Origin of the sequence: Vibrio profundi, assembly GCF_043642225.1 — a bacterium.
In the GTDB taxonomy this organism is placed as follows: Bacteria; Pseudomonadota; Gammaproteobacteria; order Enterobacterales; family Vibrionaceae; genus Vibrio; species Vibrio profundi_A.
In genome coordinates this window covers 20,027-45,772 of the sequence record NZ_JBHZSF010000003.1, presented here as the reverse complement: position 1 = coordinate 45,772, position 25,746 = coordinate 20,027, and the positions used below count along the sequence as shown (strand labels likewise).

The window sequence follows — 25,746 nt, the reverse complement described above, 5'->3', positions numbered from 1 at the left end:
TAGGGGATAATAAGAAAGCCATCTATTGACGGCATTTCAATCAAGTTGGCAGATTCTACCCAATTTCGCAGCAAGACGCATCATAAATTAGGTGAGTGGCTCTCCGAGCACTCGAACCAGCACGACTTGTTGCTGTGATTGTTCTTCCATCGGTTTGGCTAAACGCTTCGCTAACCAGATACCAGCTACGGTAAACAGCGCGGCCGACAATATCGCAACGCCTTCACCTAGCCCAAACCAAGGGGCTAATACAAGCTGCCCAATACCGGCACCTAACATCATCATAAACAATGGGATGAGGTAAACAATCGCAGCCGACTGGAGCAGACTCTTTTCAGGAAAACCAATTTCGACAATCTGACCAGATTTAACTAAGTTCTTCGTTTTAAGGTGCCAGCTTAACGCTTTGTTACCAACAGCCTTGGTCACAATGCCGGTTCCACAGCTTTTTTGCGACGAACAACTACTGCAAGAGGTTTGTTGCTCGCAACTTAGGTGAACCAAATACTGTGACCCATGACTCTCAACCAAACTCACAGTAGCTAATGCCGTCATCATTGAGGTACGACCTTAGCTTGGAATTTTACTGACTGAGCAATTTTTTGAGCCGTTGCAGGCGGGATGTCGCCCACTACTGAAATTTCATTCTCACCGGAAATAAAACTATGCAAGGTACGGCGACCTTGGCGCACCAACTGCCCTTTCAATGAATGTTCATCTTTATCAGCGATGTATACCGAAAAACTAAACAAGCCATCACTATACAATTGGCTCTCTACCATGCGGTCACTCACCGCCATTTGATAGCGGCTTAATTCTTTGGCTTTAAAACCATTAGGAATCCATGTCACTTGCCAATCACTGTTACTGACTTTGCTACCTTCAGGCAAAGACAATACTTTAGGTAATTGAGCTGAATTCAGCCCGCTCATAACATCAGCAAGTCGATCGTTCACGGCATACGAAATGGTACGATACTGTTCGAGCACTTCACCGTCTCGATCCAATAAATCGGCACGTAGTGGTAATTTACTCTTCTCATCAATCCATAAAACGTAGGAGTAACGTAAACCATCTTTAGGAACCACTCTCAATACTTGAGTCGCCGTCCCCGCTTCACGAGATCGCCCTACTTTTACGTAGTCGTAAAATTCATCCAACCTGTCCACATCGGTGTTCAACATTGGGATCACTGGCGCAACCATGTTTCCAGACTCAATCGTAAATGGCTCGATACCCGGCTCGATATAACTTACCTCGTTGCCTCGACGTATCACTTCACGTACCGGTCCACTCAGATAAACAAGGTGTGCAAGTTGCTTGTCGTCATTTATCGCATGACGATACAACAAAGGTTCGATACTACTTTTCTTAATCAGAATATAAGAAAGTTCATAATTTAATTGCTGACTGGCTTCGTTCATTTGATGCAACAAAGCCTTTGCTGTTGTTTCTTCTGCAAAGGCTTTAGGAGTCATCAAACTGAACAGTGTCAGAGCACTGATCAGGATTTTTTTCATTCAACTACCGATTCGAGACGTTCTTCATCAAACTGCGATTTGTCACTGTTTAATCTTAGCTGCAATTCATAATCTTGCAGTAATGCATGAACGCGCTTACGTTGTTCTTGAATATTAGATTCAGAAACAGGCTTCTCTACTGATTCACGAGTCAAACTTACTGGCTCAGCCGCCCCCGAGAAAGGAATGGTTTGCAAAACAGGAAGTTGGTCAGCTTGAGGGTTAGTTTGATCCACACCGCCATATTGCTGAACCCCTAAAATCACCGCTAACGATACACAAGCCGCCATAGCGACTTGACCGAATTGCGACAACCATGCTGGAAGCTGACGTTTGGCTTCGCGAGGCTTAGGTTGTTCTTCCATCGAAGGTTGCGTATTCACTTCGACTTGTTCTGTTTTCAAGTGATGAATAGTAGATACTGAGCTATGTGCAGGCTCATTTTCCAATGCCGCAGCAACACTGCCAGCAATATTCCACTCTTTTGATTCTGGCGCTTCGCCTCGCATCACATCACCAATTAAATGGTAATTTTGCCAGGTATCCATGCTTTCTTGATCGCTTTCTAACTCTGCAATAAGAGCTTTATCGATCATTTCACCATCCATGAGTGCCGAAAGCTTTTGTTTATCAGCCATTATTTTCACCATATTTATTACAAGTATTAGCGTTGCAAAAGAGGTTTAATTTTCTTTTCTACCGCCTCACGAGCACGGAAGATACGCGAACGTACCGTTCCTACAGGGCAATCCATCACATCTGCAATTTCTTCGTAACTTAAGCCATCCAGCTCTCGTAAAGTCATTGCAGTCTTTAAATCTTCAGGTAACGCTTCTATCGCACTGAAAACGACTTGCTTCAATTCTTTTGACAGCGCTAAGTTCTCAGGGTTCGATATTTCTTTTAAAGCATTTCCAGTTTCGTAGTATTCAGCGTCTTCGGCATCAACATCACTTGCTGGCGGTCTACGCCCCTGGGCAACAAGGTGATTTTTAGCGGTATTCACAGCGATGCGGTATAACCAGGTGTAAAACGCACTTTCTCCACGAAAGTTTGGTATTGCACGATAAGCCTTAATAAAAGCTTCTTGTGCTACATCAGGTACATCACCAGAATTATTCACATATCGAGAAATAAGATTACAGACCTTATTTTGGTACTTCACCACCAATAAGTTGAATGCTTGCTTATCCCCACTCTGAACTCGCTCAATCAATACCTGATCGGTTAGCTGCTCGTTCATTCGAGCGTGTACTCCTATTGTTATCACCCTTACCTTCGCAGATATGGGCACTAATTATGCGTTATGTAGTATTGACACCACCGCCTACATGAGCACTATTGTGACTCAGAGGAATTTGGAAAGTTCAAAACTTTCTAAATTTATTTGCCATTATTGTTTCACAATGTGATGTAATAAAAAAATCAGGCTTTCCTAAAATTTGGGGGGCTAACATACAAAAAGCAATGGCAATGACCAACTAATATGGATTGATCGCTGTGTAATCAGTATTTCTTGCGCATAGATTAGAGGTTTATTGAGTTACATTATAGCAACTCAGTACATGCGCATTACATAATGACAGGATCAGAACGAGAGTATACAACTCTACTTTAGACCGGGATTTTAAAAGTTTTATGAACGCAAACCGAGAACATCAATGCGATGTGCTAGTGGTAGGAAGTGGTGCAGCGGGCTTGTCGTTAGCTCTGCGAGTAGCTGAACACGCGAAAGTAATTGTACTGAGTAAAGGCCCTCGAAGTGAAGGTTCGACTTATTACGCACAAGGTGGAATCGCAGCCGTATTCGATGAAGCTGATAGCGTTGAATCACACGTTGAAGACACCCAAATAGCAGGCGCTGGCATCTGTGAAGAAGATACCGTGCAATTTATCGCTGAAAATGCAAAAGAATGCGTTCAGTGGTTAATTGACGGCGGCGTACCGTTTGATAAAGAAGAATCGAAAGACGACAACGGTGATCCTAAGTACCACTTAACTCGCGAAGGTGGTCATAGTCACCGCCGTATTCTGCACGCTGCAGATGCGACCGGTATGGCAATGCAAACCTCATTGCAAGACAATGTTCATAACCACCCGAATATCGAAATTTTTGAACGCCACAATGCGCTTGATTTGATCACCGAAGACAAAATTGGTGGTCAAAAAGACAAAGTGATTGGGGCGTACATTTGGAACCGCAACAAAGAGCACGTTGAGACCGTTCGCGCTAAATTTGTGGTGTTGGCTACAGGTGGTGCTTCGAAAGTTTACCAATACACATCTAACCCAGATGTTTCCTCTGGTGATGGTATTGCGATTGCTTGGCGCGCAGGCTGTCGCGTCGCCAATATGGAATTTAATCAATTTCACCCAACCTGCTTATTCCACCCTGAAGCTCGTAACTTCTTATTAACTGAAGCGCTTCGCGGTGAAGGGGCTTACCTACGTCGCCCTGATGGCTCTCGATTCATGCAAGATTTTGATGAACGTGGCGAGCTCGCACCACGTGATGTAGTCGCACGTGCCATCGACTTTGAAATGAAACGTTTAGGTGCGGACTGTATGTTCGTTGATATCAGTCATAAGCCTGAAGAATTCATTACTGCACACTTCCCTATGATCCATACTCGCTTAATGGACTTAGGCATCGATATGACCAAGGAGCCGATTCCTATCGTTCCTGCAGCCCACTACACTTGTGGTGGAGTCATGGTGGATAAGCAAGGCCAAACTGATTTAACGAATTTATACGCAATTGGTGAAGTAAGTTACACCGGACTGCACGGTGCTAACCGCATGGCTTCAAACTCACTACTAGAATGCGTGGTATACGCTTGGTCTGCCGCTAAGCATATTTTGGACAACATAGATGACACGCAAATTCCGAATTCGCCACCAGCATGGGATGAAAGCCAAGTCAGCAACAGTGATGAAGAAGTCATTATCCAGCATAACTGGCATGAACTACGACTATTCATGTGGGATTACATGGGCATTGTAAGAACGGACAAACGCTTAGAACGTGCACTTCGTCGAATCCAAATGCTGCAACAAGAAACGCATGAATATTACAGCCACTTCAAAGTATCTAATAACTTGCTAGAGCTTCGAAATTTACTGCAAGTCGCAGAGCTGATGGTTCGCTGCGCGATGCAACGTAAAGAAAGTCGTGGGTTGCATTACACGTTAGATTACCCAGAGCTTGCAGAAGACAGCGGGCCGACGATTTTGTCTCCTCAAGACAAGTTCTAAACAATCATAAGGAAGCTAGTTAGCTTCCTTATTTTTTGCCCGTAACCTAACGAGAAGTAATCGATACTCACTTTCCACACAACTGTCTCGCCACAGAAAATAGGTATAGCCCCCTTCGAACTTTAAGATCACGACATAACTTGAAAACATAAGTACAGTCGATGTTAAATGATAAGTTTCCTGCTGATATTGCACGACGTTTGAAGGCTTAAATTCGACTTCATTTCGAAAGGAAGTATGGAAAATGTCATCACGCAAATAAAAGGTAACTGTGATGAAAAATAGACTAACGGAAAGGATAAGTGGTAAAGAAGAGAATACGATGAAGAGTAAAAGGCACCCCAACGTGGCACCTTTTAATTGCTGTTCTGTTCGCGAGTGAGTCAGCGAAAGCTTAACGCACCTTGCTAAGGTTGTGTGCGACAATTTTATCAACCATTGATGCGTGACCTAAGTTTTCACTGCGACCATGCCCCATAACCCAAGTAAACAAATCTGGATCATCACACTCTAACAAAGAAACGAAATCGCGTTGCTCCTGCTCTTGAAGCGAATCGAAGCATTCCTCAAAAAAAGGCATAATTACGACGTCGAGTTCTAGCATTCCACGACGGCAGCCCCATTTAATTCGTGCTTTCTGCTCTGCAGTGTACATTGGTTATCCTCACCTGATGTTTTGTTTGAGTGGAGTGTAACAATCCTGAAGCATTGCAACTACTAAGTGAGTCACAGTAACTATCTAAGCTCGCAAAAAAACTACACTCACTCAAAAAACCTAGGCTGACAAAAAAACTCAACCCGATTAACATAAGAGGAAATAAACGCCTTAGGATAAAGAAAATGGATTGGCAAAACGCATTTAAGCCTATTACACATACTCAAAACGATACTCTTCCTGAACTGATGCTCGCTCATTTAAGTGAGTGGAGTGCCATTACAATGGTTGGTGATGACAAAAAGTCTTACCTTCAAGGCCAAGTGACTTGTGATGTGGTGACACTTGCAGAAGATGCCTCTACCTTGGGCGCTCATTGCGATGCGAAAGGAAAAGTATGGAGCATTTTCCGTTTATTCCACCACAACGACGGATACGCATTACTTCAGCCTCGTTCAGCTATCGAGATAGAGCTTAACGAAATCAAAAAGTATGCAGTTTTCTCCAAAGTCGACATCGAACAAAGCCAAGATTTCGTATTAGGCGTAATGGGAAGCAGTGCTGATCATTACATTGACTCCCTCTCTGATAAAAAAGGGAATGTACGTCCAATTCAAGGTGGTACAGCAATACGCATCGAAGAAAATCGTTGGGTGTTGATGGTCAACGAAGCTTCTGTCCCATCACTCGTAGAACAATTCTCAGGGGATAAAGTTAGCGAAGAATTATGGCAATACTTCGATATTCTTTCAGCGCAGCCGAAAGTGACCAGCGCCAACCAGAACGAGCACATCCCTCAAGCTTTCAACCTTCATGCACTAGGTGGAATTAGCTTCACTAAAGGCTGTTATACAGGACAAGAAACCGTAGCAAGAGCAAAGTACCGTGGCATCAATAAGCGTGAAATGGCGATTGTGACCGGTAATCTAGAACAGCCACTTTCAGCAGCAACACCTATTGAGCTGGAGAGAGCCGTAGGTGAGAACTGGCGCAGTGCAGGCCACCTAATTGATATCTACGAGTTTTCGGATAACCGCGCGATTGGACTGATTGTTCTGCCGAATAACCTAGACGATGATGTCCAATTACGTATTGCGCAGCAACCAAGCACAAGTTGGCAAATTCAACCGCTGCCATACTCACTCAACGAAGACGAATAATTTGCTTAACACTAAGGTCACTCGATACCTGGACGAGCAGCAAGTGGAGTATCGCTTGCTGCCACAGTCCAAACCCACCACCACAATAGAAGAGACCGCCACAGAACGAGGCATTCGCCCTTCACAGATGGTGAAATGCATGCTCCTTCGAGACATGGACAATAATTATATCCTTGCTTGTTCCCCTGGCAACCAATCTGTCGATCCCAAAAAAGTGCGAGCGTTACTTCAGTGTCGTCGTATGACATGCGTAAATATTGAAGATGTGGAAGCCATAACCGGATTTGCGATCGGTACGGTTGGGCCATTGCGCCTGAAAATAGACATGCCGATCATCTTTGACCATTCCATAAAACAAGAAAGCCTTGTCACCATCAGTTCTGGCGATCGTTTGGCGGGGATCGCACTACACGTTAACGATCTCATTCGCTTAGTTAACCCAACACTTTCAGATATATGCAAATAGAACCCACCCCACAAAAAATATGAAACAATTGGTTTAGATTTCAAGGTTATTGCTAGTTGAGTCAATTTAAGAATAAAATTACATTTGATTTATTAGTCACTTTTAAAACATAAGTAGTCACGATGATTATTTTAGGATAGTCTAAATTTGTTGGTTAGCTTTTAGACAAAAGCTAAAGGTTAACTGGCCTAAGTGAATCCACTGATTAACATCAGTTATCCACTTTTGTGTAATGCATCTGTGACTATTCGCCCGTATTTTACGGGCTTTTTTTTATGCCAAAACTTCCCTCTCTCGTTACGCAAAACAAAAAAATCCTACTATTCTTAAAAACGTAACAAAAATGTTGCTTAATACTGCCGAGCAAAAAGTTCGGGAGTTCATTAGCTGTTGCTAAATTGAGGAGGAGCTCACGCAAAAAAGGGTATTTGCTATTAGAACTGCTTACAGCAGCACAAATATCTAATGTGATTCATATTGACTGTATTTAACTCCACTTTTATCACAATATCTTCCATGGAGTTTTTTTATAATCGTTTTGCTAGGTAAATATAAGGACAACAAGAATGAGACTGTTTAAGCGCTATACACCCGGTATGATTGCTAAACACGTAAGTCGACTTTTTAAAGGACGCATTTACATTTACGGTGTGGGGAAATTTGAATTCGATAATGGCAAGCTGGTTCTACCAGACCGTGCCGAACAACGTCATTTCCAAACGGTTAAAGAGATTAACCAAGAGATCATGAAATTGCGCTGTGCTTACGCGTAACACTCCAGAGAATTAAAAAGGGTTGGCATTGCCAACCCTTTGCTATTTATATCATTGCACCTTTTGTCGAGCTAAATCAGGCAAGTTCCCAGTTAAGCCTAATGCCCGCTTCATTATTTCATCTTTTGCACCAGGCAATTGACCGGCTAACTTCATACCAATACCACGGATCAATTTTTTCGCCGGGTTATCTCCTTCAAAGAGATCTTTGAACCCTTGCATCGACGCAATCATTTTTGCGGCTTCAGCTTTACGCCAACGTTCATAGCCACGGAGGTTGCGCTTGGTGCCAATGTCCTCGCCAGCATCCCATAACTTTAACAGCTCTTGGGCTAAGCTTGCGGCGTCTAATAAACCAAGGTTCACGCCCTGCCCAGCTAATGGGTGAATCGTATGAGCAGCATCCCCCACTAATGCGACACGTTCTACCGCAAAATCTCGTGCGTATCGCATACGCAGTGGAAAGGCAAAACGTTCACCAATCACTTCACACAAACCTAGCTTGGCATCAAATTCAGCGGTCAAAGATTTATTGAACTCTTGTTCCGACATCGCGACTAGCTTATCTGCTCGGTTAGGCTCAGTAGACCAGACAATCGAGCTCATATTGGAAGCTTGCATGGGCAAAAAGGCGAGTGGCCCTTGAGGTGTAAAGATCTGCCTTGCAATCGATTGGTGAGGAGAAGCCGTTTTAATATTTGCAACGATAGCACTGTGCCCATAATCCCAATGGGTAAGAGGAATATCTTGCTGCTTGCGCACCCAAGAGTTCGCTCCATCAGCCCCTACAACCAACTTAGCAGTAAGCGACTGTCCATTATCTAAAGTAAGCCAAGCTTCGCTCTCCCCAATAGCCAGAGACTGACATGTGCAAGGCATATGAAGCGTGACGTTATCCTGCTTTTGAACTTGATCTAACAAAGCTAATTGGATCACTCTGTTTTCAACAATATGTCCAAGGTTCGATTGGGCGAGGCGCGTAGAGTCAAACTCAATACGCGCAAAGCTGTCTTGCTCCCACACTTCCATTGCTTGATAAGGGGCAGCTCGTCGCTGTTCAATGCCTTGCCATGCGCCAAGGTTTCGTAAGATCGTCTCACTTGATCGACTTAATGCAGACACTCGAACATCGGGTAACTCGTTTAATTGAGCTTCCGGCGCTTTGCCTTCAATCACCGCAATTCTTAGATCTGTATCTTTAAATGCAGCGGCCAGTGCTAACCCCACCATTCCACCGCCCACAATGGCAATATCTACACTTTGCATTTTTTCTACCTTATCGTTCCACAAGACCAAGCGTTCGACGCAAAACTGGGCCTTTCAATGGAGGGAAATTATCAATAATACCTAAACCTAAATTACGCCCTAACCGGGTTGTTAACCAATCGTTTGAAAACAGGTGAACTAGGCTCGAAGTTAACATGATGGTTGAATTGCGGTCTTGCTCGCGACGTTGTCGAAAACGCATCAGCCCGGCATAGGAGCCAGAATCATCCAACTGTTGGCAAACTTCTTCAGCAAGCGAAGCGACGTCACGGATTCCTAGATTAAAGCCTTGCCCTGCAATAGGGTGAAGGGTCTGAGCAGCATTGCCTACAATCGCGAATCGATGAGAAATATTCTGTTTTCTATGACGCAATATTAATGGGTAACTCGCTCGCTGCCCGACTTTTTCTAAACGACCTAATCGCCAGCCAAATTGATGTTGAAGTTGGGACAAAAACTCTTGGTTATCCAGTGCCATAGTTGCATCTGCATCTTCGGGAGAAACACACCACACCAATGACAAGCGGTTATCGCTCATCGGCAGTAACGCGACAGGCCCATGCTCAGTAAAACGCTCAAACGCGCGACCATGATGCGGTTCGCTTGCCACAACGTTCGCTATGACCGCGACTTGCTCAAAATCGTGTTCATCTAATGTCGCTCCAAGCTGTTCACAACAAGTTGAAATCGCACCATCAGCCGCAACCAGTAATTTAGCTTGAATCTCGGTGTTGCTCGAAAGCTGGATAGTCACTTGTTCTGAAGTACGAGAGATCGCCTGAACCGAGTCTGGGCAGAACATAGTGATATTATCTGCAATTCCCAGCTTCTGCTGATAAATACGCCCGACGTCTGCTAGCTCCACGACATAACCCAGCGCTTCCACATGAAAGTCGCTATCACGAATGTCAGTCATTCCCGCATGGCCGCGATCTGAAACGTGGATGTGAGTAATAGCGGTCGCGACCAGTTTAATCGCTTCCCATAACTGGAACGATTCAAGGATCTGCACCGTGCCATATGACAAAGCGATCGAGCGAGAATCGAAACCAGGGTGCGCTTGGTGATCCACCTTAAATGGCTCAACAACAGCGATCTTTAATGCGCCTTGGCTAAGTTTGTTCAAGGCTAGAGCAAGCGTTGCCCCAGCCATTGCTCCACCCGCAATAACAACATCGAACTGAGCCATGTAAACCTCAACTTAGTGAATGGTAGGAGCAGATTCTTCGCTAGGGCGAGCACCAAACTCAGCATGAATCGTTAGTGCACATGCCTTCACGTGTTCAATCACATGTTCAAGTAACTGAGCTTGCTCTTCTAGATCATCGTCTTCATCAATGCCAAGTTTGGCCATTTCTTCTAAATCAGCCAATGCTTCTTTCGTTTCGTCGGATGCTTTATTCAGCTGCGCCCCAACTAGTCCTAGGCCAGAAATGAAGTGATTGATCCAATCTGAAACGCCGTCAGCTAAATCGAACACGCTCGCGCTTGCATCTTCATCCGGAAGCAACAGAGAAAGCTCCATCCCTGAACCTGTAATTTCAGTTGTCGTTACCTTTAGTGCAGCTTCTGCCAACGTTAACGCTCGGTCAGGCCAACCCATGCCTTCATTGGTGTAATCGAAGATAAGTGGTTGCCAGCTTTTATCTGTTAAGCTCAATCCACCACTTAGCATGCCAGTTAACAAACCATGCATTTCTGCTGGGTTTACCGCCAAGCTTGCAGATTGAAGCTCAGTCGCTGTAGTCAGGTAATCGGGTAAGGTTGTTTCGCTCATCAGGGTAACTCACTAAAGTGTTTTCAATAGATGCAATCGTATCATTTCACCTCTAGCCAAGTAACCTACTGAACCCACCATTTCCATGGATTCTGGGCAGCATTTGTCCAATTTGTTGAATTACTGTGTGCTCAAGCTCTCATTTACACACAGTCACTCTGAAAAGCTTGAATCTTAATAGCGCTTTACCTATAGTTTCCCCCTCAGAGGAGCATTGATTCCTCCTCGGTGATTGCCCTTTTCTTTTTCAAATTGATAGAGAGCAACAACCTTAGATAGCGCGTTTAAAGAGTTCATTTATCATGAGTAATCAAGCGGTAGACGTTGAAATTTTAGGAAAACAGACTCGAGTTAATTGCCCTCCGGGTCAAGAAGAGTCTTTAATTGCAGCGGCGGCCGATCTAGATAATCGATTGAAAGAGATGGCTGAACGTACTAAGGTAACTAATGAAGTTAAGCTATTAACGATTGCTGCTTTAAACGTCTGTTACGAATTGCAAACCAAGCAATCGGAAGCCAATCACCAACAAGACGCACTGACCGAGCGAATGGAACAGCTCACACTATCTCTTGAAGATGTACTCAGTAAGGTTAAGCAAGGACAGCAATAGCGTACACAAATTTACCCTGGAGTGTTTGTCAGAGGATTCACGTCCCCGAGCCGATAAGCAATCCCTAAGGGTTAGTACTTGAGTGCTATTGAGCATGCTCGGCTTGTACCGAGAAGCCTACGGTAATCATTGCTGATCCGCCTTGAACTCGCTGGTTCAAGGGCCATCTATTCTCAACGGCACTTTGGGGTATCCCTACTTATGAATACGCTCTCTCGTAGCGAATTTCGCAAACAGATCCGTCAAACTCGCAATGCTCTTTCAAGCGAGAACCAGCACCAAGCAAGCCTAGATTTAATCGTTCAATTTTCCCAGCAACCCGAGTTAGAAACTGCACAGCACATTGCTTTGTATATCTCAGCCGATGGCGAACTGGATACCCAACCTTTAATAGAATGGCTTTGGGCGAAAGGCAAGCAAACCTATTTACCGGTCCTGCATCCATTCTCTGCTGGGCACTTACTCTTTCTTCATTACACCTCAACGACACCTTTAACCTATAACAAATACGGCATCCTTGAACCGGCTCTTAATCAAACGCTCGTTAAGCCCGTTAGTCAGCTCGATTTAATCTGTACACCACTGGTTGGGTTTGACTCCAATGGTCATCGATTAGGGATGGGTGGCGGTTACTACGATCGTACTTTGGCAAAATGGTTTTCTACTGGCAAAGGGGCCGCTCCAATTGGTTTGGCTCATGACTGCCAACATGTTGAAAAACTGCCGACCGAAACATGGGATATACCACTGCCGAAAATCGTGACGCCAAGTAAGACTTGGCAATGGGAAATGTCTAAGTAAAGCGCTATAATCCCGCCCGCAAACGTTAACCATAACGTCCTACTTAATTGAAACGCACTATCTGATTCAGGAGATTGGCATGACTCAAGATGAAATGAAAAAAGCAGCTGGTTGGGCAGCACTTCAATATGTTGAAGAAGGCAGCATTGTTGGTGTTGGTACTGGCTCTACAGTAAATCACTTCATCGACGCACTAGGCACAATGAAAGACAAAATCAAAGGTGCTGTTTCAAGTTCTGTTGCATCTACTGAAAAGCTAGAAGCACTAGAAATCAAAGTATTTGAGTGCAATGACGTAGCGAAATTAGACGTGTACGTTGACGGTGCCGACGAAATCAACGCTGACCGCGATATGATCAAAGGTGGCGGTGCAGCATTAACACGTGAAAAAATCGTTGCCGCGATTTCAGAAAAGTTCGTATGTATTGTTGATGGCACTAAAGCGGTCGACGTTCTTGGTAAGTTCCCATTACCAGTGGAAGTGATCCCTATGGCTCGCTCGTACGTAGCCCGTGAGTTAGTGAAACTTGGTGGTGATCCGGTATACCGTGAAGGCTGCTTAACAGACAATGGCAACGTAATCCTTGATGTTCACGGCATGGCGATTGAGAATCCAAAACAGCTAGAAGACATCATTAACGGTATTGCTGGTGTTGTTACTGTTGGTCTATTCGCACATCGTGGTGCAGATGTTGTGATCACCGGAACACCGGAAGGTGCAAAAATAGAAGAATAAGCACGAATACTGAATTACATCAGTATTTTTGTCGTTTTTTGTAGCGGAATATGGCCCTAAACCGTAGGCAACTTTAAAACAAGCTCATAAAGCGTACTGCTTTAACTAAGCAAATAAAAAGTTTCCTAGTATGAGGAAACTTCCTTAGCCTACAATCCAGAGCGTGATATTTCGTCATTTGATTACATGCGGTGCCTGAGGGCGCCGTTTTTTTTGTTTCACTCCGATAAAATTATGGCTTATTCCGTAATTTTCTTACCCAAAACATTTTTTTTTTGTTACTTTATTGTTCAGAAGACGCACAGGGAAAACGTTTGTCTCGATACAGAATGGTATATTTACCCCCCTTTAAGCCATTTTGTAGCATGTGCGCCGCATTTGCCCACCTTTCCATTTTAAAGGACGAGAATAATGGCCAAAGTTTCACTGGAAAAAGAAAAAATAAAAATATTGCTTCTGGAAGGTCTACACCCTTCTTCAGTAGAGGTACTACAAGCCGCTGGTTATACAAATATTGAATACCATAAAGGCTCATTACCTGAAGATGAACTTCTTGAAGCAGTAAAAGATGCTCACTTCATCGGCATCCGTTCTCGTACTAACCTTTCTCAAGAAGTCATCAATGCGGCAGAAAAACTGGTTGCGATTGGTTGTTTCTGTATTGGCACAAACCAAGTAAACCTTGATGCCGCAGCTAAGCGTGGTATTCCAGTATTTAACGCACCATTCTCCAATACTCGTAGTGTTGCAGAGCTTGTTCTTGGCCAAGTGCTTCTTCTTCTTCGCGGTATCCCTGAAAAGAATGCACTTGCTCATCGCGGTATCTGGAAAAAGAGTGCCGATAACTCTTATGAAGCTCGTGGTAAACGTTTAGGTATTATCGGTTATGGCCACATTGGTACTCAACTGGGTATTATTGCCGAGAACTTAGGTATGCGCGTTTATTTCTACGATATCGAAAACAAACTATCGTTAGGAAACGCCACTCAAGTTCATACTATGACTGAGCTTTTAAACAAGTGTGACGTCATTTCACTGCATGTTCCTGAAACTAACGAAACAAAGAACATGATGGGCAAAGAAGAATTTGAGCGCATGAAGCCTGGCTCGATCTTTATCAACGCTGCTCGTGGTACGGTGGTTGATATTCCAGCATTGTGCGGTGCGCTTGATTCTGGTCACCTTGCAGGTGCCGCGATCGATGTATTCCCAACAGAACCAAAGACCAATGCCGACCCATTTGAATCTCCATTAATGCAGTTTGATAACGTGATTTTGACTCCTCACGTCGGTGGTTCAACTCAGGAAGCACAAGAAAATATCGGCGTTGAAGTAGCAGGTAAACTGGCTAAATACTCAGATAACGGTTCGACACTATCGAGTGTTAACTTCCCTGAAGTATCTTTACCACTGCATACTGGTACTTCTCGCTTGCTACATATTCACGAGAACCGCCCTGGTATCTTGACACAAATTAACACTATCTTCGCAGAAGAAGGCATTAACATTGCGGGTCAGTACCTGCAAACATCTTCTGAAATGGGTTATGTAGTGATTGACGTTGAAGCAGACCGCTCTCAAGAAGCACTGCTTAAGCTCAAAGAAATCGAAGGCACAATCCGTGCGCGTCTACTTCACTAAGAATTAGTCGGACATTAAAAAAGGCTCTCAATTGAGGGCCTTTTTACTTTCTGTATACGTTTTAAATACTCGCCAATCACTCTTCTAATTGGTAAATAACGTCCACGCGGTCTCGAATGCGAATCGTTGAGTCTTGGTAGCTATTCGACTCTGTTCTAGCATCCATCGCCATTGAGCGCATTAGTACTGGCTGAACAGACTGCGCGTTGTAATCAATACGCCACACTTGCCCGAGATCTCTTTCAAATCCACTCGCTAAAGATGCGGCTTTTTGGTTCGCATCTTTAATTGCTTCGGTTCGCGCCTTTTGCTGATACTTGGCTTGATCGCGAACTTGAAGTTGAATATTCTCGACTTGGTTAATGCCCTCGCCTAACGCTATATCTAAATATGAATTTAGCTTGGTCAAGTCATCGACTTGCACAGACACATTACGAGAAGCACGGTAACCCACTAGCTCAGGTTTCCCCGATTTAGGGTAATGATACTGTGGTGCAAGATACAAATTTGAACTGCTAATATTTGTCGAAACAACGCCCGCACTTTCGAGCTTGTTTAAAAATGAAGTGACTACCTTATCAACGGTCGCTTTGGCTTGCTCAGCAGTCATTGTTGACTCTACAACCTTCACCGAAAACGTCGCCATATCTGGCGTTGCAACCACTTCTCCATATCCTGTCGTCGATATATGTGGGAAGTTCGGTGCTTCTGCTAATGCTGTCACACTAAAAGTGCTGGCCAACACCACTAGCATACTCGGTACAAATTTCATGAATATAACCTTGTTTGAGCCTATGTGCTTACATCATAGGCGAATTTGTTCCTCGACCAATCCCTTGCCTGCAGATCTAACAGAATTCTGACTGTGTTAAAAATATTTACTGAGGCAATTTTTCTTGGGCATACATAATAATGGCTTGTGATAATTCTTTCAGAATACCGCTTTCCAATTGCCAGTGATGCCAATAAATACGATACGAGAGTAAAAATCCTGGAGTAATATCTATAAGCGCTCCAGAATCAAGCTCATCTAGGATCTGTAATCTAGGGATCAAACAATAAGCGACTCCTGACCGTGCTAATTTAACAAACGCTTCAGAACTCCCCACGGTGTGATTGATCACACTATCCCTTGGTACATTAAAATGATCGTGTAAGAACTTCTTATGGAGATCGTCATATTGGTCATAAGATACTGCAGGCGCTTGCGTTAAAGATTTGTAGTTAACCCCCTCTTTAAAATAACGATCATAAAATTCAGGACTCGCGACACATACATAATCCATACGACCTAAATATTCAGCGCTACACCCAGGTATAGGTTGAGATTCTAAGCTAATCGCCCCCGACACTTCTCCACTCTTAATTTTCTCGATCGTCCGCGATTCACCATGTATTGCCAGTTTGAGCTCTACTTTACATGAACGCATAACCTCTGAAATTGCGGGCAACAACCAAGTCGCTAAACTGTCTGCATTAGTCGCTATTGAAACCGACAGCGGGCGTGAACCAGGCTGATTCATAAACTCAGGAACCAGTTCGTTTTCGAGTAACCTCACCCTTTTATACAAGCCTAAAAGCTTCTGACCTGTTGGTGTTGGGCGTGGAGGCGTTTCACGAACAAGCACAGGTTGAGCTAACCACTTTTCTAACTGTTTAATACGTTGTGAAACCGCTGACTGGGAAATGTATAAGTGCTCAGCAGCCCGTTCAAAGCTCTGTTGATGAATAACCGCATCTAACGCTTCTACCCATTTATAGTCCAACCCTCTCATACTTACTCCTCTCACCTACTCACCAAACCTCATTAGACTTACTTATAAATGATTAAAATCATTAATTATACTAATTCAGTTATCTAAGTTACTTTCCTCACATTCTTAAAGATCACAGTGTGGAGGTTAAAATGAGTATTTGGGTTTTATTACAAGGTTTTGGTTTGGGTGCGAGTATGATCATACCTATTGGTGCACAGAATGCTTACGTACTAAACCAAGGTATAAAACGTAACCATCACATAACAACCGCGACTATCTGTAGTCTTCTCGATACCTTATTCATTTCATTAGGCATTTTTGGTGGTGGCGCAATACTATCGCAAAATGAATTTCTACTGACTTCCGTCACGCTAGGCGGTATCGCATTTCTGATGGTTTATGGAATGATATCGCTAAAAAGTGCTTTTGCTGCACACACCAACAATGAACAACAAGGGGCAATATTCGCTCGTGGTAAACGCACCGTCATATTAGGCGCATTAGCCGTGACGGTACTTAACCCTCATCTGTACTTAGATACGGTTGTTATCCTTGGTTCTATTGGCGGACAATTTGAGGGAGACGATAGGATTGCCTTTGCTTTAGGTACAATCTTAGCGTCGTTTGTTTGGTTCTATTCGTTGTCACTTGGAGCCGCAAAACTAGGACCAACACTCTCAAAACCTAAAGTAAAACGTGGGATCGATATTGGAGTGGCGACCATGATGTTTGCGATTGCACTTGTGTTAACCAACGGCTTAGTCGAGCAATATTGGTCACAACGATAAACCATTTAGATCCCACTGCCCTTAAGCTAACTATTCCAGAATAGTTCGAATTTTCATATGTAATTCACTAAGGGCAGCATCGACATTTGGTTCAGGTTGGCTCAAATGCCTAATTAGTGTCATAAAATATGCGTCCATAATCACCGGCATTTTGCCTGTTAGAGACGACGCGCTATTTGTATTCTTAAAAAGAGTTTGGTCAAACAGTTCGTAATAATCCAAGTCCCAAATAACTTCTTTCAACAGTGCTCGGCTAAGACCAACATTGTCAAAATAGTAACGATAGTATTTATCGATCAAAGCCATACCTAATTCTTCGGCGCTCTTCCCTGTTTCAGCGCTTAGCACCTGCTCGCTAATTTGTTCTAACCGATTCAGCATGCCGTCTCTAAGAATCGCTAGCTTAGTCTCAAAGTGACTAAATACGGTACCATCCGCAACACCCGCTTCCCTAGCGATTTGCCGAGTTGTCGTATTTTCATAACCGTTTTCTGCAAATAGCCTCCACGCCGCCGCTAGAATTTTTTGTTTCGTCTCTACTCTCTTACTCACAAAAATACTCTCTTGATAAATCCAACGAAATCATACTCCTCGTCGTACAGTTTGACAAATTGAGCGCGCTCAATTATAAAATGAGCACGCTCATTTATTTATTAGGATAAACTATGAATACATTAGTAAAACTCGGACAGTCACTTATTTTTCTACCCGCAATCTTTTGTTTCTCTTACTTGCTCCGCCCCATTTTAATGATAATTCTCATCCCGGGAGGGCTATGTCTGCTGGTTATTTTAGGAGGGAAAGAGGTCCGAACTCCTCTATTTAAAATGTTTCAGCGCACTCTATTCCCTTTCAAGCAAGAAAAAGAGGAAGGTCGTAAAATGGAAGCGGATCAATTCCGCTAGTTTACTCATTTAAGAGCGGCAATAAAAAAGAGCGAATAACTTACGCTATTCGCTCTTTTATTTTCTATGTAAAGCTATCTTAAGCTTCAACTTTGTTTAGATGTACATCCATTTGTGGGAATGGAATTTCAATACCTTCTGCATCCAACGCTTCTTTAATGCGCTGCAGAGAATCAAAGTACACATCCCAGTAATCAGCGGTCTTCACCCATGGGCGAACCACAAAATTAACAGAAGAGTCAGCTAGAGCTACGACACCAATTTGGATGCCTGGCTCTTTCAAAATACGCTCATCCGCTTCTAAGACTTTAGCGATTACTTCTTTTGTTTTCTTAAGGTCAGCACCATAAGACACACCAATTACATGATCAATACGACGCGTTTCATGGCGTGAGTAGTTAGTAATTGGGCTACCAATAACACTACCGTTTGGCACAACAACCATTTTGTTATCTGGTGTGGTTAAAATCGTTTGGAAAATCTGAATAGACTCAACCGATCCAGCGACACCGCCAATCTCAACGTAATCGCCAGATTTGAATGGGCGGAATGCAACAATAAGTACACCAGCTGCAAAGTTTGATAAAGAACCTTGCAGTGCTAAACCTACTGCTAAACCAGCCGCACCGATAACTGCAACGACAGAAGCAGTTTGAACGCCAATACGCCCTAAAGCTGCAATCAATACGATTACGAATAATAGGTAACGAACCAGACCATGGATAAACTCGATAACCGCCTTATCCATCTTTTTCTTTTCGAGTACTTTTGAAACACTGTTTGCTACTGCTTTCACCACAATGTTACCAATGAACAAGATGAGTACAGCAGAAAGAATATTTACACCATATTGGATCAGAAGATCCGAATTACTCGTTAACCATTTTTCTGCATGAGAAAGGCTATCTACAATTGGAGTTTCAAGTTCCGTCGAACCACCAGCCATAATGTGTATCCTCTAAAGTAATGAGCTATGAACCTAACTGCCTTTAACAACCTATTGGTGTTAAATCCCTTATTAATTAACCGAACGTATGTCAGTTTTTTGGCACGATATCCTATCTTTGACGGCTTGCAAAGTCATATTTCTGTAAAGAGTTACAGAACAAGAAGTTACTAACTGAAATCAATATCGGTTCTCAAAAGATTACGTAATTTAATCATTAGAATCCAGATTTTTTACAACTATGAAATAACTTTTTATCAAGCAAAAAAAACCCGCTCAATGAGCGGGTTTCCAAATCTAACGAGAACGTTAAGTTAATTCAAAAGAATTAAAGTACGTCTACCGCGTTAAGGTCAGCGAATGCTTTCTCAAGACGAGTAACCATAGAAGTTTGACCAGCACGTAGCCATACGCGTGGATCGTAGAACTTCTTGTTTGGTTGGTCTTCACCTTTAGGGTTACCGATTTGACCTTGTAGGTAATCGAAGTTGTCAGCAGAGTACTGACGGATACCGTCCCAAGTTGCCCACTGTGTATCAGTATCGATGTTCATTTTGATAACACCGTAGCCGATAGACTCTTGGATTTCTTCTTCAGAAGAACCAGAACCACCGTGGAATACGAAGTTTAGAGCGTTAGGTGCGATACCGAACTTCTCTGCACAGTATGCTTGAGAGTCACGTAGGATAGTTGGAGTAAGTACAACGTTACCTGCTTGGTAAACACCGTGTACGTTACCGAAAGAAGCTGCGATAGTGAAACGTGGGCTAACAGCCATTAGTTTCTCGTATGCATATGCAACGTCTTCTGGAGAAGTGTAAAGCTCAGATGCGTCCATATCAGAGTTATCAACGCCATCTTCTTCACCACCAGTACAACCAAGTTCGATCTCGATTGTCATGTTCATTTTAGCCATGCGCTCTAGGTACTTAGCACATGTTTCAATGTTTTCTTCTAGAGACTCTTCAGAAAGGTCTAGCATGTGAGAAGAGAATAGAGGCTTACCAGTTTGTGCGAAGAACTCTTCACCAGCGTCTAGTAGACCGTCGATCCATGGTAGAAGTTTCTTAGCAGCGTGGTCAGTATGAAGGATAACTGGAACACCGTAAGCTTCAGCTACAGCGTGTACGTATTTAGCACCAGCTACAGCACCAAGGATTTGTGGACCTTGACCTTCAAGTTTAACGCCTTTACCTGCGAAGAATGCAGCGCCGCCGTTAGAGAACTGAACAACTACTGGAGATTTAACTTTAGCCGCTGCTTCTAGTACTGCGTTTACAGAGTCAGTACCAACAACGTTTACAGCAGGAAGAGCAAATTTGTTTTCTTTTGCTACTTCAAATACTTTCTGTACGTCATCGCCAGAAATCACACCAGGTTTTACAAAATCGAAGATCTTAGACATGGAAATAGTCCTATTTATTCTATCGTTTTAAGATTAAAAAACTTAAGTTTAAAAACTTGCAATCGTTTGCTCACAACTTGCGCCATTCTAGCAAAAAAGTGTGATATGCCGCAAACGTTAAAAGGCGGGATTCAATCCCGCCTTTTATAAATCAATTACGCTTTTGCACGCTCTTCAAGCATAGCTACAGCTGGAAGTACTTTACCTTCAACGAACTCAAGGAAAGCGCCGCCGCCAGTAGAGATGTAAGATACGTCAGCTTTGATACCGAACTTGTCGATAGCCGCTAGCGTGTCACCACCACCTGCTACAGAGAAACCTGCAGATTCAGCGATTGCTTTAGAGATACCAGCAGTACCCGCTTCGAAGTTCTTGAATTCGAATACGCCAACAGGACCGTTCCAAAGGATAGTCTTAGCGTTGCCGATGATTTCAGCTAGAGCTGCAGTTGATTCTGGACCTAAGTCGAAGATCATGTCGTCGTCAGCTACGTCAGCAACGTTTTTGATCTCAGCTTCAGCGTTCTCATCAAATGCTTTTGCACATGCAACGTCAGTTGCTACTGGAATAGCACACTCTTTCATTAGCTTTTGAGCCGTTTCAACTAGGTCAGCTTCGTATAGAGACTTACCTACGTTGTGGCCTTCAGCTGCGATGAATGTGTTTGCGATACCACCACCAACAACTAGTTGGTCAGCAACTTTAGATAGAGACTCAAGAACAGTCAGCTTAGTCGATACTTTAGAACCACCAACGATAGCAACTAGTGGACGTGCAGGGTTATCCATTGCTTTGCCTAGAGCTTCTAGTTCTGCAGCAAGAAGAGGACCAGCACACGCTACAGGAGCGTAAGTACCAACACCGTGTGTTGATGCTTGTGCACGGTGAGCCGTACCAAATGCGTCCATTACGAAGATGTCACAAAGTGCAGCGTACTTCTTAGATAGCTCTTCTTCGTTTTTCTTTTCGCCTTTGTTGAAACGTACGTTTTCTAGAACAACTAGTTCACCAGCGTTTAGCTCTAAACCGTCTAGGTAGTCTTTTGCTAGTTTAACGTCACAGTCTAATGCGTCGTTTAGGTAGTTCACTACAGGAGCTAGAGAGAACTCTTCGTTGTATTCGCCTTCCGTTGGACGACCTAGGTGAGAAGTAACCATTACTTTAGCGCCAGCTTCTAAGCAACGCTTGATAGTTGGTAGAGATGCAAGGATACGAGCATCTGAAGTTACTTTACCGTCTTTTACTGGTACGTTTAGGTCAGCACGGATAAAAATGCGTTTACCTGCAAGTTCCAGGTCAGTCATCTTGATTACAGACATGGTTTGTCCTCTCAAATTTAATTTTAAATAAAGTTTTTGGAAACTCAGCAACCCTGCTAAGCCTATTAATTCTTCAAACTGGTTATTGTATGGGGATTATACGAATTTATTTCAAGGTTAAAAATAAATAATCCCTGCTTTCGCCCTGTGCTCTACTTCTCGCATTCAGTGGCTTTCATTGCAAGCACCGTATCCAGCATTCGGTTAGCAAAGCCCCATTCATTGTCGCACCACACAAGCATTTTGACTAAATGCCCATTGCTCACACGTGTCTGTGAGCCATCTACAATCGCGCTATGGGGGTCGTGATTAAAGTCGATGGAAACGAGTGGCGCCTCAGTATAGTCAACTATGTTATGTAATGTACACTGGGATGCGTTAACAATGGTTTGATTTACGTCATTAACTTTCACATTTGTATTAATTGTGACACTTAAATCCATTGCAGTAACGTTAACTGTTGGCACGCGCACGGAGATAGCTTCAAATTTGTTGGAAAATTTCGGAAATATCCTTTCAATACCTTTATGCAGTTTGGTATCGACTGGAATGATAGATTGGCTAGCAGCTCGCGTTCGACGTAAATCGGAATGGTAGGCGTCTATAACTTGTTGGTCATTCATGGACGAATGAATCGTGGTAATCGTACCTGAATCGATACCAAAAGCTTCATCTAGAACTTTAATGATAGGAACGATGCAGTTGGTTGTGCATGAACCATTTGAAACAATACGATGGTCCGGCTCAAGTGTATCTTCGTTCACTCCATAAATGATAGTGTTATCCAAATCATTCGCACCTGGATGAGAGAAGAGAACTTTCTTAGCACCAGCAGCGATATGCTCTAAACCATCATCTCGACACCCGTATACACCGGTACAATCTAATACGATGTCTACGTCAAGATCTCGCCAAGGCAACAAATTAATTTCAGCAAGGTGAAGAATACGAATCGAATCAAATTCCCCACTGTCGTGATGCACATATATATGTTCTTGGTCATGAGAAATCTTCTTCCCAAATCGACCGTGGCTCGTGTCGTACTGTAATAAGTGCGCCATCGCATCAGGCTGAGCAAGTTCATTGACTGCTACAACTTTTATCTGTTGGCTTTTACCGCTTTCATAAACAGCACGTAAAACATTACGCCCAATTCGTCCAAATCCATTAATTGCGATTTTCAGCATTAATTCCATCGCCCTAACCAAAATTTCGTGCAACAGATAGTAACCGAATCACACGCAAAGCGCATTAATTGAGTGATCCCACTCGCTAAAAATAATTTATAGAATTGATGAATGCCAGATCTCTCAGGTACACATAAAAGGGATGAGTTTTACCGAATTCTGCGGCTGTTTCTTACTTAGTTTTTCAACCAAAGGAAAAGGTAATGTCTGGATTCCCAGCAACTCATTTTTGTAAAAAGTGCAATAAAGAGACACCACATAGTGAAGTTCTTGTTCGTCAAACAAGCAGCTATGATACTGACAAGACCTTGTTAGGTAGAATTAAGCTATTTGCTAACTCAATTATTAACGGTGGTCACTACTACAACATGGATCGTTATGTGAAGTGTAAAGTCTGTGGCACACAAGAGTTAGATAATTGGGGGAATGAATTCGAATAATCTAATCTTTGTCGCGCAATAAAAAAACCGAGCCATTGGCTCGGTTTTTTACTTAGAGTTCATGCAATTATTATTAAGCTAGTAGCTCTTTTGCTGTGTTTACTACGTTTTCTGTAGTGAAACCGAACATCTTAAATAGCTCACCTGCAGGTGCAGATTCTCCAAACGTTGTCATACCGATGATCTTGCCACCGAAGCCAACGTACTTGTACCAGAAGTCAGCGATGCCAGCTTCAACTGCGATACGTGCCGTTACGCCTGATGGAAGTACAGATTCACGGTACTCAGCGTCTTGCTTGTCGAATGCGTCAGTTGCAGGCATAGATACAACACGCACCTTCTTACCTTCAGCGGTTAGTTCAGCAGCAGCGTTAACCGCTAGCTCAACTTCAGAACCTGTTGCGATAAGGATAAGCTCTGGTTTGCCTTCACAATCTTTCAGGATGTAACCACCTTTAGCGATGTTAGCCACTTGCTCTGCGTTACGGTCTTGTTGTGCTAAGTTTTGACGAGAGAAGATTAGCGATGTTGGGCCATCTTTGCGCTCGATTGCTAGTTTCCAAGCGACTGCAGATTCAACTTGGTCACATGGACGCCATGTGCTCATGTTTGGCGTTAGACGTAGAGAAGCGATTTGCTCAACTGGTTGGTGAGTTGGGCCATCTTCGCCTAGGCCGATAGAATCGTGCGTGTAAACTTGGATGTTCTGAACTTTCATCAGAGCAGCCATACGCATCGCGTTACGCGCGTATTCCATGAACATTAGGAATGTTGCGCCGTATGGTACGAAACCACCGTGCAGAGCGATACCGTTCATGATAGCCGTCATACCGAATTCACGTACACCGTAGTGGATGTAATTACCGGAGAAGTCGTTCGCTTCAAGAGATTGAGAACCAGACCACATAGTCAGGTTAGAAGGCGCAAGGTCAGCAGAACCGCCCATGAATTCAGGAAGCATTTGACCAAACGCTTCTAGTGCGTTTTGAGACGCTTTACGTGAAGCGATGTTTGCTGGGTTAGCTTGAAGATCAGCAATGATTTCGTTTGCTTTCTCTTCCCACTCAGCTGGAAGTTCACCGTTTAGACGACGCTTCAGCTCTGCAGCTTCTGCAGGGTAAGCCGCTGCGTATGCGTCAAATTTTGCGTTCCAAGCCGCTTCTTTTTCTGCGCCCGCTTCTTTCGCATCCCACTCTGCAGCAATATCTGCAGGGATTTCAAATGCGCCGTGTTCCCAGCCTAATGCAGCTTTAGTTGCTGCAATTTCATCAGCACCTAGTGGAGCACCATGGCAGTCGTGCGTACCCGCTTTATTTGGAGAACCAAAACCAATAACCGTTTTAGTACAGATAAGTGTTGGGCGAGGATCCGCTTTTGCTGCAACGATCGCCGCGTTGATTGCTTCTGCGTCGTGACCATCTACTGCTGGAATTACGTGCCAGCCGTACGCTTCAAAACGCTTAGGTGTATCGTCAGAGAACCAGCCTTCTACTTCACCATCGATAGAGATACCGTTGTCATCCCAGAAAGCAACCAGCTTACCAAGACCTAGCGTACCCGCTAGAGAGCATGCTTCGTGAGAAATACCTTCCATCAGACAGCCGTCACCCATGAATGCATAAGTGTAGTGATCTACGATGTCGTGGCCTTCTTTGTTGAACTGCGCCGCTAGTGCTTTTTCAGCCATCGCCATACCAACAGCGTTAGTGATGCCTTGACCTAGTGGACCAGTAGTCGTCTCGATACCTGGTGCGTAACCGTACTCTGGGTGACCTGGAGTCTTAGAGTGCAGTTGACGGAAGTTCTTAAGGTCTTCAATTGATAGCTCGTAACCCGCTAAATGAAGCAGAGAATAAATCAACATTGAACCGTGGCCGTTTGAAAGTACGAAACGGTCGCGATCTGCCCACTCTGGGTTTGCTGGATTGTGGTTCAAATGACCACGCCAAAGAACTTCAGCGATGTCAGCCATACCCATTGGTGCGCCTGGGTGGCCTGAATTTGCTTGTTGAACGCCATCCATGCTGAGTGCGCGAATTGCATTGGCTAGATCTTTACGAGAAGGCATGTCTGCTCCTGAGTACATAAGCGATTTGAAAAAATAGATAAGCTCGGTATCTAGAACTGATCCGAGGTGCTGTATTCTCTCAAACGCCTATAGTGACTGCAAACGATTTACTTGATGATCTGCTCAAATATCAAACTAAAAATTGCACTAATATTGATAAGGTCAGCAAATCAAAGTGATTTTACGCAAACGATTAGTTATGACATATCCAAAAAAAGAGCTTGTAATTCGAGCGTTGAAAACTAGAATAGACGTCTAGATGTAGAAACA

Annotated in this window: 28 protein-coding genes and 1 other RNA gene; 12 read left to right on the top strand and 17 right to left on the bottom strand. The window is 43.6% G+C overall.

The genetic code is table 11. The features are described 5' to 3' along the window. Positions 1–87: 87 nt before the first annotated feature. The 4 genes from ACHUFI_RS06815 to rpoE are packed head-to-tail and all read right to left on the bottom strand — an operon-like array spanning position 88 to position 2,763. Entirely contained in the window at positions 88–558 is a 471-nt protein-coding gene (locus ACHUFI_RS06815; RefSeq protein WP_394247599.1) for a SoxR reducing system RseC family protein, read from the bottom strand. After that, positions 555–1,520, bottom strand: coding sequence for a sigma-E factor regulatory protein RseB (rseB, locus tag ACHUFI_RS06810; protein ID WP_394247598.1), 966 nt, complete (start codon positions 1,518–1,520; stop codon positions 555–557). Before rseB ends, ACHUFI_RS06815 begins: the two co-directional genes overlap by 4 nt. Further along, entirely contained in the window at positions 1,517–2,158 is a 642-nt protein-coding gene (locus tag ACHUFI_RS06805; protein ID WP_394247597.1) for an RseA family anti-sigma factor, read from the bottom strand. Before ACHUFI_RS06805 ends, rseB begins: the two co-directional genes overlap by 4 nt. Positions 2,159–2,184: 26 nt before the next feature. Beyond that, positions 2,185–2,763, bottom strand: coding sequence for an RNA polymerase sigma factor RpoE (gene rpoE, locus ACHUFI_RS06800; protein WP_394247596.1), 579 nt, complete (start codon positions 2,761–2,763; stop codon positions 2,185–2,187). A gap of 395 nt (positions 2,764–3,158) precedes the next feature. Here rpoE and nadB point away from each other — a divergent pair, with 395 nt between their 5' ends. Further along, entirely contained in the window at positions 3,159–4,775 is a 1,617-nt protein-coding gene (nadB, locus tag ACHUFI_RS06795; protein ID WP_394247595.1) for an L-aspartate oxidase, read from the top strand. Positions 4,776–4,790: 15 nt separating this feature from the next. Here nadB and ACHUFI_RS06790 read toward each other — a convergent pair whose 3' ends face one another. Together ACHUFI_RS06790 and ACHUFI_RS06785 are read right to left on the bottom strand one after the other, a co-directional pair. Further along, a complete protein-coding gene (locus tag ACHUFI_RS06790) occupies positions 4,791–5,120 on the bottom strand; it encodes a protein YgfX (protein WP_394247594.1) in 330 nt (109 codons plus the stop codon). A 49-nt stretch (positions 5,121–5,169) separates the two neighbouring features. After that, positions 5,170–5,430, bottom strand: a complete 261-nt coding sequence (locus ACHUFI_RS06785) for an FAD assembly factor SdhE (protein ID WP_032549815.1) — start codon at positions 5,428–5,430, stop codon at positions 5,170–5,172. Positions 5,431–5,615: 185 nt separating this feature from the next. Between ACHUFI_RS06785 and ygfZ the strand changes: the two genes are divergently transcribed. The 3 genes from ygfZ (at position 5,616) to ACHUFI_RS06770 (ending at position 7,829) form a co-directional block, all read left to right on the top strand. Beyond that, a complete protein-coding gene (gene ygfZ, locus ACHUFI_RS06780) occupies positions 5,616–6,590 on the top strand; it encodes a tRNA-modifying protein YgfZ (protein WP_394247593.1) in 975 nt (324 codons plus the stop codon). Between the two features lies 1 nt (position 6,591). Then, positions 6,592–7,056 carry an aminoacyl-tRNA deacylase gene (locus ACHUFI_RS06775; protein ID WP_394247592.1) on the top strand — a complete coding sequence of 155 codons (465 nt, stop codon included), beginning with the start codon at positions 6,592–6,594 and terminating at the stop codon, positions 7,054–7,056. Between the two features lie 566 nt (positions 7,057–7,622). After that, positions 7,623–7,829, top strand: coding sequence for a DUF1107 domain-containing protein (locus ACHUFI_RS06770; protein ID WP_394247591.1), 207 nt, complete (start codon positions 7,623–7,625; stop codon positions 7,827–7,829). 51 nt (positions 7,830–7,880) lie between these two features. Here ACHUFI_RS06770 and ACHUFI_RS06765 read toward each other — a convergent pair whose 3' ends face one another. Genes ACHUFI_RS06765 through ACHUFI_RS06755 form a run of 3 tightly spaced genes read right to left on the bottom strand, consistent with a single transcriptional unit; the run spans position 7,881 to position 10,872 of the window. After that, a complete protein-coding gene (locus ACHUFI_RS06765; RefSeq protein ID WP_394247590.1) occupies positions 7,881–9,095 on the bottom strand; it encodes an FAD-dependent 2-octaprenylphenol hydroxylase in 1,215 nt (404 codons plus the stop codon). A 10-nt stretch (positions 9,096–9,105) separates the two neighbouring features. Then, positions 9,106–10,284: a 2-octaprenyl-6-methoxyphenyl hydroxylase gene (ubiH, locus tag ACHUFI_RS06760; RefSeq protein ID WP_394247589.1), complete on the bottom strand. Its 1,179-nt coding sequence runs from the start codon at positions 10,282–10,284 to the stop codon at positions 9,106–9,108. A gap of 12 nt (positions 10,285–10,296) precedes the next feature. Further along, positions 10,297–10,872, bottom strand: coding sequence for a YecA/YgfB family protein (locus tag ACHUFI_RS06755; RefSeq protein WP_394247588.1), 576 nt, complete (start codon positions 10,870–10,872; stop codon positions 10,297–10,299). 302 nt (positions 10,873–11,174) lie between these two features. On the opposite strand from ACHUFI_RS06755, the gene ACHUFI_RS06750 reads away from it, so the two are divergent. The 5 genes from ACHUFI_RS06750 (at position 11,175) to serA (ending at position 14,661) form a co-directional block, all read left to right on the top strand. Continuing rightward, entirely contained in the window at positions 11,175–11,483 is a 309-nt protein-coding gene (locus ACHUFI_RS06750) for a cell division protein ZapA (protein ID WP_394247587.1), read from the top strand. Positions 11,484–11,493: 10 nt separating this feature from the next. Next, a non-coding RNA gene (ssrS, locus tag ACHUFI_RS06745) (6S RNA) lies at positions 11,494–11,678 on the top strand. A 6-nt stretch (positions 11,679–11,684) separates the two neighbouring features. Then, positions 11,685–12,284 carry a 5-formyltetrahydrofolate cyclo-ligase gene (locus ACHUFI_RS06740; protein WP_394247586.1) on the top strand — a complete coding sequence of 200 codons (600 nt, stop codon included), beginning with the start codon at positions 11,685–11,687 and terminating at the stop codon, positions 12,282–12,284. Between the two features lie 79 nt (positions 12,285–12,363). Beyond that, entirely contained in the window at positions 12,364–13,020 is a 657-nt protein-coding gene (gene rpiA, locus ACHUFI_RS06735) for a ribose-5-phosphate isomerase RpiA (RefSeq protein WP_394247585.1), read from the top strand. Positions 13,021–13,431: 411 nt separating this feature from the next. After that, positions 13,432–14,661 (top strand): phosphoglycerate dehydrogenase, encoded by a 1,230-nt coding sequence (serA, locus tag ACHUFI_RS06730; RefSeq protein WP_394247584.1) that lies wholly within the window; start codon positions 13,432–13,434, stop codon positions 14,659–14,661. 76 nt (positions 14,662–14,737) lie between these two features. Here the strand turns inward: serA and ACHUFI_RS06725 are convergent, their stop codons facing one another. Next, positions 14,738–15,433 (bottom strand): oxidative stress defense protein, encoded by a 696-nt coding sequence (locus ACHUFI_RS06725; RefSeq protein WP_394247583.1) that lies wholly within the window; start codon positions 15,431–15,433, stop codon positions 14,738–14,740. 106 nt (positions 15,434–15,539) lie between these two features. Next, entirely contained in the window at positions 15,540–16,436 is an 897-nt protein-coding gene (locus tag ACHUFI_RS06720) for a LysR family transcriptional regulator ArgP (protein WP_394247582.1), read from the bottom strand. Positions 16,437–16,567: 131 nt separating this feature from the next. Between ACHUFI_RS06720 and ACHUFI_RS06715 the strand changes: the two genes are divergently transcribed. Then, entirely contained in the window at positions 16,568–17,206 is a 639-nt protein-coding gene (locus tag ACHUFI_RS06715) for a LysE/ArgO family amino acid transporter (protein ID WP_394247581.1), read from the top strand. Between the two features lie 30 nt (positions 17,207–17,236). On the opposite strand, the gene ACHUFI_RS06710 is transcribed toward ACHUFI_RS06715, so the two are convergent. After that, on the bottom strand, positions 17,237–17,758 hold the full coding sequence (locus tag ACHUFI_RS06710) for a TetR/AcrR family transcriptional regulator (RefSeq protein WP_394247580.1): 522 nt from the start codon (positions 17,756–17,758) through the stop codon (positions 17,237–17,239). Positions 17,759–17,871: 113 nt separating this feature from the next. Between ACHUFI_RS06710 and ACHUFI_RS06705 the strand changes: the two genes are divergently transcribed. Continuing rightward, positions 17,872–18,111 (top strand): hypothetical protein, encoded by a 240-nt coding sequence (locus ACHUFI_RS06705; RefSeq protein ID WP_394247579.1) that lies wholly within the window; start codon positions 17,872–17,874, stop codon positions 18,109–18,111. A 79-nt stretch (positions 18,112–18,190) separates the two neighbouring features. Here the strand turns inward: ACHUFI_RS06705 and mscS are convergent, their stop codons facing one another. From mscS to epd, 4 genes are all read right to left on the bottom strand, one after another. Then, entirely contained in the window at positions 18,191–19,057 is an 867-nt protein-coding gene (mscS, locus tag ACHUFI_RS06700; RefSeq protein ID WP_394247578.1) for a small-conductance mechanosensitive channel MscS, read from the bottom strand. 328 nt (positions 19,058–19,385) lie between these two features. Then, on the bottom strand, positions 19,386–20,462 hold the full coding sequence (fbaA, locus tag ACHUFI_RS06695; protein WP_394247577.1) for a class II fructose-bisphosphate aldolase: 1,077 nt from the start codon (positions 20,460–20,462) through the stop codon (positions 19,386–19,388). A gap of 155 nt (positions 20,463–20,617) precedes the next feature. After that, complete coding sequence (locus tag ACHUFI_RS06690) at positions 20,618–21,781, bottom strand: phosphoglycerate kinase (RefSeq protein ID WP_394247576.1); 1,164 nt, start codon at positions 21,779–21,781, stop codon at positions 20,618–20,620. 152 nt (positions 21,782–21,933) lie between these two features. Then, complete coding sequence (gene epd / locus ACHUFI_RS06685) at positions 21,934–22,968, bottom strand: erythrose-4-phosphate dehydrogenase (RefSeq protein WP_394247575.1); 1,035 nt, start codon at positions 22,966–22,968, stop codon at positions 21,934–21,936. Positions 22,969–23,171: 203 nt separating this feature from the next. Between epd and ACHUFI_RS06680 the strand changes: the two genes are divergently transcribed. Continuing rightward, positions 23,172–23,408 carry a hypothetical protein gene (locus ACHUFI_RS06680; RefSeq protein ID WP_394247574.1) on the top strand — a complete coding sequence of 79 codons (237 nt, stop codon included), beginning with the start codon at positions 23,172–23,174 and terminating at the stop codon, positions 23,406–23,408. Between the two features lie 73 nt (positions 23,409–23,481). Here the strand turns inward: ACHUFI_RS06680 and tkt are convergent, their stop codons facing one another. Next, positions 23,482–25,476, bottom strand: coding sequence for a transketolase (gene tkt / locus ACHUFI_RS06675; protein ID WP_394247573.1), 1,995 nt, complete (start codon positions 25,474–25,476; stop codon positions 23,482–23,484). Positions 25,477–25,746: the final 270 nt, after the last annotated feature.

What these genes read in the sequence shown, in the direction of transcription:
- nadB (WP_394247595.1), top strand. Translation starts at nt 3,159, where the DNA reads ATGAACGCAAACCGAGAACATCAATGCGATGTGCTAGTGGTAGGAAGT.
- rpoE (WP_394247596.1), bottom strand. Translation starts at nt 2,763, where the DNA reads ATGAACGAGCAGCTAACCGATCAGGTATTGATTGAGCGAGTTCAGAGT.
- rpiA (WP_394247585.1), top strand. Translation starts at nt 12,364, where the DNA reads ATGACTCAAGATGAAATGAAAAAAGCAGCTGGTTGGGCAGCACTTCAA.
- ACHUFI_RS06755 (WP_394247588.1), bottom strand. Translation starts at nt 10,872, where the DNA reads ATGAGCGAAACAACCTTACCCGATTACCTGACTACAGCGACTGAGCTT.
- ACHUFI_RS06705 (WP_394247579.1), top strand. Translation starts at nt 17,872, where the DNA reads ATGAATACATTAGTAAAACTCGGACAGTCACTTATTTTTCTACCCGCA.
- ACHUFI_RS06715 (WP_394247581.1), top strand. Translation starts at nt 16,568, where the DNA reads ATGAGTATTTGGGTTTTATTACAAGGTTTTGGTTTGGGTGCGAGTATG.
- serA (WP_394247584.1), top strand. Translation starts at nt 13,432, where the DNA reads ATGGCCAAAGTTTCACTGGAAAAAGAAAAAATAAAAATATTGCTTCTG.
- ACHUFI_RS06680 (WP_394247574.1), top strand. Translation starts at nt 23,172, where the DNA reads ATGTCTGGATTCCCAGCAACTCATTTTTGTAAAAAGTGCAATAAAGAG.
- ygfZ (WP_394247593.1), top strand. Translation starts at nt 5,616, where the DNA reads ATGGATTGGCAAAACGCATTTAAGCCTATTACACATACTCAAAACGAT.
- fbaA (WP_394247577.1), bottom strand. Translation starts at nt 20,462, where the DNA reads ATGTCTAAGATCTTCGATTTTGTAAAACCTGGTGTGATTTCTGGCGAT.
- ACHUFI_RS06785 (WP_032549815.1), bottom strand. Translation starts at nt 5,430, where the DNA reads ATGTACACTGCAGAGCAGAAAGCACGAATTAAATGGGGCTGCCGTCGT.
- rseB (WP_394247598.1), bottom strand. Translation starts at nt 1,520, where the DNA reads ATGAAAAAAATCCTGATCAGTGCTCTGACACTGTTCAGTTTGATGACT.
- ACHUFI_RS06720 (WP_394247582.1), bottom strand. Translation starts at nt 16,436, where the DNA reads ATGAGAGGGTTGGACTATAAATGGGTAGAAGCGTTAGATGCGGTTATT.
- tkt (WP_394247573.1), bottom strand. Translation starts at nt 25,476, where the DNA reads ATGCCTTCTCGTAAAGATCTAGCCAATGCAATTCGCGCACTCAGCATG.
- ACHUFI_RS06770 (WP_394247591.1), top strand. Translation starts at nt 7,623, where the DNA reads ATGAGACTGTTTAAGCGCTATACACCCGGTATGATTGCTAAACACGTA.
- ACHUFI_RS06815 (WP_394247599.1), bottom strand. Translation starts at nt 558, where the DNA reads ATGATGACGGCATTAGCTACTGTGAGTTTGGTTGAGAGTCATGGGTCA.
- ACHUFI_RS06690 (WP_394247576.1), bottom strand. Translation starts at nt 21,781, where the DNA reads ATGTCTGTAATCAAGATGACTGACCTGGAACTTGCAGGTAAACGCATT.
- ACHUFI_RS06725 (WP_394247583.1), bottom strand. Translation starts at nt 15,433, where the DNA reads ATGAAATTTGTACCGAGTATGCTAGTGGTGTTGGCCAGCACTTTTAGT.
- ACHUFI_RS06740 (WP_394247586.1), top strand. Translation starts at nt 11,685, where the DNA reads ATGAATACGCTCTCTCGTAGCGAATTTCGCAAACAGATCCGTCAAACT.
- ACHUFI_RS06765 (WP_394247590.1), bottom strand. Translation starts at nt 9,095, where the DNA reads ATGCAAAGTGTAGATATTGCCATTGTGGGCGGTGGAATGGTGGGGTTA.
- ACHUFI_RS06805 (WP_394247597.1), bottom strand. Translation starts at nt 2,158, where the DNA reads ATGGCTGATAAACAAAAGCTTTCGGCACTCATGGATGGTGAAATGATC.
- ubiH (WP_394247589.1), bottom strand. Translation starts at nt 10,284, where the DNA reads ATGGCTCAGTTCGATGTTGTTATTGCGGGTGGAGCAATGGCTGGGGCA.
- mscS (WP_394247578.1), bottom strand. Translation starts at nt 19,057, where the DNA reads ATGGCTGGTGGTTCGACGGAACTTGAAACTCCAATTGTAGATAGCCTT.
- ACHUFI_RS06750 (WP_394247587.1), top strand. Translation starts at nt 11,175, where the DNA reads ATGAGTAATCAAGCGGTAGACGTTGAAATTTTAGGAAAACAGACTCGA.
- epd (WP_394247575.1), bottom strand. Translation starts at nt 22,968, where the DNA reads ATGCTGAAAATCGCAATTAATGGATTTGGACGAATTGGGCGTAATGTT.